Annotated in this window: 2 protein-coding genes; both read right to left on the bottom strand. The window is 37.3% G+C overall.

All coding sequences use genetic code 11. From position 1 onward, the window contains the following. A partial coding sequence (locus ACFIK8_RS08740; protein WP_375669203.1) for a pertactin-like passenger domain-containing protein occupies window positions 1–1661 on the bottom strand: 1661 nt, incomplete at its 3' end. Window positions 1662–2066: 405 nt separating this feature from the next. Continuing rightward, window positions 2067–4631 carry a BafA family autotransporter gene (bafA, locus tag ACFIK8_RS08735; protein ID WP_375636747.1) on the bottom strand — a complete coding sequence of 855 codons (2565 nt, stop codon included), beginning with the start codon at window positions 4629–4631 and terminating at the stop codon, window positions 2067–2069. Between the last annotated feature and the right edge of the window lie 422 nt (window positions 4632–5053).

The raw sequence follows: 5053 nt of genomic DNA, 5'->3' as shown, positions 1-5053 counted from the left end.
GTTAAAAAATGAGAAACTGAAAGCGTTTCTCTCAATTGTGGAGAAGGCTGTTCTTTATGAACTGGACGCAAAATCATCTGATCGGCTAAAGATTGTGAAGATTCTGAAACAATAGCCTGTTGCTTTCCATCAGAAAAATGAAGAGAACTTGCTGGGGGAGACTTCACATGAGTGCGATTTTCTTGAGAGGGAGATACCGAAACACTAGAGACATTCTGTCTTTCTCTTAAATGACGTGGAGGACGTGGCTTGGATTGCTCTTTTTTAGTAGGTTTACGAAGACCAGTATTTTTTCCTCCAGAAGGAGAACTTTGATCAGATAATGCAACAGAGTCCTTTGTTTTCTTGTTTACACACTGTGTTTTAGTATTAGAATGTTCTGCATTTTCAGAGACTCTGCTTAAAGACCAAATTGTAGCACTACCACTAGAACTAGCACACCTTTCTCTCTTCAGCAATTGATACTGATAGGTTCCACCATCGACAACTGTAATGTTCTTGCCCAAAAAATCTGCCAGAGTAAAATTAGCTCCTCCATCTTGGCTTCTATCGGTAATTAATGGAAGTTCAGTAACCAAACTATTCCTTTTTGACAGAGAGCCTGTGATTTCAGCACCAGAATCTGCAACGCTTATTTTGTGATTACCTGCACCATCGCCAATCGACAAGTAATCACTCGCATCCCCCGTAGCACTAATATTGAATCGAAAATGTAAATCCCCTGAAAGTTTTTCAACATGAAGTGAAATATGACGTGGATCATACGGAATAGAAGTAAAAATAACAGTTCCATTATGCCCCCCTAAATCTTCAATTTCAATCTGAGGTTTTTCTCCTATATTTCGTTCACCAACCTCAAATATTATTTCATCAACTCTTGCCTCTATAGGAATCTTTTTCTTAGTGATATGGTTTGTCCTATCACCAGCAAATAAATAAAGTTCTCCGTGATCATTGACCCTTACTTCTCCCACGACTTTTTGAACACCAGAATGAAACCATGACCTAGCAGAATCCGTAATTGTTAAAGTATCCACAAACCCTTCAGGATATACAACTTGAATAGCCTGCCCCTTCAAAGTAGTAGCATAAGACCCAGCATGCGCTAAGACGTGCTGTCTGCCATTCCCAGAGACCTCTGTATCCATTGCGCTCCCACCTTCTTTTCTTTGTCCCGCATAAAGATTTTGTTCTCCGTTATCTCCCACTTTCGTATTCCAAACCCACGCTCCATCATACACATTCTGCTGTCCCACTACTCCACCATCTCCTGTAACTGTGGAATTATATGCACTACTTTTTCTCTCCACGCTTGTAAGATCAAGATTTGGCTCTTCATGAATAAACTGCTTACCACCAAGGATTTTGGTGCCTATCGCAGTTCCTCCGCGTGTAACTATTTGCATTCCCCCTTTTTTAATAGTGGAACCTATAGAAGTTGCCCCATTTTCAACAATTTCAGCACCGCCATCTCCAATTTTACTATTACTACTGGGAAAATTATTCGTAATCAGTGCTGAACCTTTTGGTATCTCTGCTCGATTTCCTACATGTTCTACTATTGTTAGCTCTCCATTCCTGTTTTCAACTGCATTCGCAACTTGTACAAGACAACTACTGATCATCAATACTGAAAAACTTAACTTATGTTTATACTGCATTATCGACACTCCACTCTCAATTATTTAGAAAAATATCCCACGGCTACGTAGGTAACCCGTCTTAGATTGTATCGTAATGTGTTTTATTTATGTTTAAAAACACTTTTAAAGTGTATTTTTTAATATAAACAACTTTAAGTTGTATATTTATAAGCAGCTAGAAAGTTCTAACTTAAGGCAGAAAGTCTGAATAAAATTCAAACTGTTCACTTGAGTTCAAGGAACAATTTTCAATATTTGAAGTTATAGATGAAAAAAACGCTCGTGCCTTCAAAGGAGAGTATAAAGATATCCTTACTGTTTGAGAAGATCTCTACACTCTCGAGAAGATAAAATCGAGCGTTATCTGTTTAAGCTTGCAAAATAATTACATTCATAAAGTTAATCAGCCGCGTACACACATATTTAGAAACTATAGCGTAATCCTAAAATAGCTTGAAGAGCATTCTTAATCTTATGTCCTTTTAGATAATGTGCTTCCGCATAAAGTGTCAGTTTATCATTGACCGAACCGTTTACACCAATTCCCAATTTACCTGCATTACCCGATAAGTCTGTAATAAATTTATGCTGGTTATTAATTGTCGTATAATTATTATTTACATTCTCACGCAACCAAGCTGCCATAATGTAAGCTGTTAATGAAGTTTCTGAATTCACAAAGAATTCATGTCCTGCAGTTAATCCAACTTCACTGCGGAATGAAACCAATGGGCTTAGATCACCTATCATTCCATTTGAAAGTTTTATTTTTTTACCTTCAACCTGCAAACCTGTTAGCTTGATATAAGGCTGCATCCAAGTATTCTGTGCCGGTGTAAAATAACAACCAATTTCAAATGACCCACCTATCGCCCACTGATTGTAATGACTTTGAATAGCTAAACCATTCGTGGAGATAGCTTTCAAATTATCTCGGTAATAATTATATTTCAAAACACCATCCATATACCATCCGCGATGATCAAAATAAGTTGCATAAGTTCCAATGCTATAAGAACTCAGATCACTATTACCACCTCGTGCATGAGAAATACGTGCTTGATCATAACTACCGAAACCACCAACATACAACTCTCCATGCCTTAATTCACTCAACTGATCAGCACCAAAGACTAAACCTGTCTGCCCAAGCTTAAAGTGTGTATGTCCTGTCGCAATACGTTCTCTGCTCTTAATCGCATAAGTCCATAGTTCGATATCTTTCCTATTTCTGTTCCAAATTTTTCTACCATTCCTTACAATTTGCAACTCATTGTTAAAAACAAGTCCAGGAACTACGGACAACGTTAACACTGCATCTGTAGAGGGTGTTGTTGATGTCTCACCAGGAACAAAAGGATTTGCCGGATCTGGAATAGAGGTTTCTGGTCCACTGAGGCGGTCTGCAGATAAAAACCACACTTTTCCATTTTCATCCTTTCTTTCTTTCAAGTCATACATATAAGTTCCACCATCAATGGCGTTAATTTTGTCACCCTTAAGATCTGTCAGCGTAAAATGTGCGCCACCACTTTGATCCATAATTAAATCACGCTTATTTGAAAAAGGATCCGTGATTTCAACTCCAGAATCAGCAACACTTATCGTATGATTCCCAGCACCTTTCTCAACAAAGAGATAATCACCACGGTTATGGGCAATCGTAGTATTGAACGCGAAATGTAAATTTCCTGAAAGATTATTCACATGAAGCTGAGAATAATATGGATCAGAACCTGTAAACGAAAAAATAACACTCCCTTCACCACTTAATTTTTGTATCAAAGAACTTTTTCCATCAAACTCATCAGTAATAGAGTACAGTTTTGTATCTTTTCCATTTAAAATAATATCTTCTACTATGGTATGATGTTGATCATTCCCAGCATAAAGATGAATCTGCCCAGAATGATTTACCTGTGTCTTGCCTTCTAATGTTGCCCCAGCATGCACCCATGATTTTGTTTCATCATTCATTGTTAGATTTTTTACAGATCCATCAGCATATATTTCCTGAATAGCGCTCTCATTTAAAGTAACTCCAATAGCCTTACCGCCTTTTAAGATACGCTGTTTACCACCGCTAAAAATTTCTGTGTCAAATGCAAAACCACCATTTTTAGCACTTTGAGATTTTTTTCCAACCTCTTGTACGCCCCCTCGCATAACTTTCGTATCCCAAACTTTTCCGCCATCATATACTTTTTGTTGTCCTAGTGTTTCATCTTGACCATAAATGACAGTATGAGAAGCACTACTCCCTTTAACTTCTCCTCCAACATCCCCCTCCCCGAAAACAAGTTGCTCACCACCATAAATTTTAGTCCCCTCTACTTTTCCTCCATTTCCAACACTTTGTTGTCCACCTTCTTTAACGACAGCATTTTTCGAAAAGCCTTGTTTTCCATTTAAAGCCTCAACATTTTCAGTTCCACCATGTTCAATTTTACTATTCTCACTGAGACCTCCTGCATACACATAAAGCTCTGCACCATTCCTTACAGTATTATTAATGGATCGCCCTGGGCTATCACTCTCGCCATCATTTGAAATGTATGCTTTACCTTCATTATCAAGGACATAATTTTCTAACAGTGCCCCATCTTTAATGAAGATAAGTTCAGGTTTTTTAAGAAACGCAATATTTTGTTCTTGTAAATTATATCCGACATTGTCACGACGACTGCTGTCAAGCTCCTGTTGACTCGCAAACACTCTAGCGCCCTTATCCTCAGTAAAATCGCTAGGCTTTTTTAAAAAGTCTAATTCATTGCGCGTCCTTATAATAACATCATTAGATGCTCCAAGAATGCATCTTCCTGTTTTCATATCCTCATTGTATTGATCCTGAAATATTTTGCCACTTTCATAACTTGAAGATTGACAAAAAAGTGGTATTCCCCCCTCATTTGCAGCAGCAGCTTGCACAAAACAGCTGCTCAACATGAGTATCCAACAATGTTGTTTCCATTTATATTGTAGAGCCATATCCTCCCCCCTTCACGCCTGCATAGACACCAAACGTAATTAGCTCTATAAAACATATTTTCAACCTTAGATTGTAAAGAATCCTTCTTAAACATTCTCCTTATCTCATAAAAAACTGTTTTTTACAGTCTTTTAAATGCTTTTTTTGATCAAGAATATAAGAACGTTTTTATAGTGCTTCTTTAGCATTTCCTCAGAGTTTTCTTATCAAAGAAAAAAGTAATGCATAATAAAGTATATAAGGGTATACAGCTATCATGAAAAGCGAAGCGGCATGCTCTGAAAAATTGTTCTCTGAACCTTCATTAAAGACCTTTAAAGACAACCATACATTTAAAGATAACTAAAAAATAACCATATAATTAAAAACTATAGCGTACACCTAAAATACCCTGAAGGGACTGTTTTGTTTTACGTCCTTT

The sequence above is a fragment of the Bartonella sp. MR168JLCBS genome, from assembly GCF_042194175.1.
This window is presented reverse-complemented; position numbering and strand designations above follow the sequence as displayed.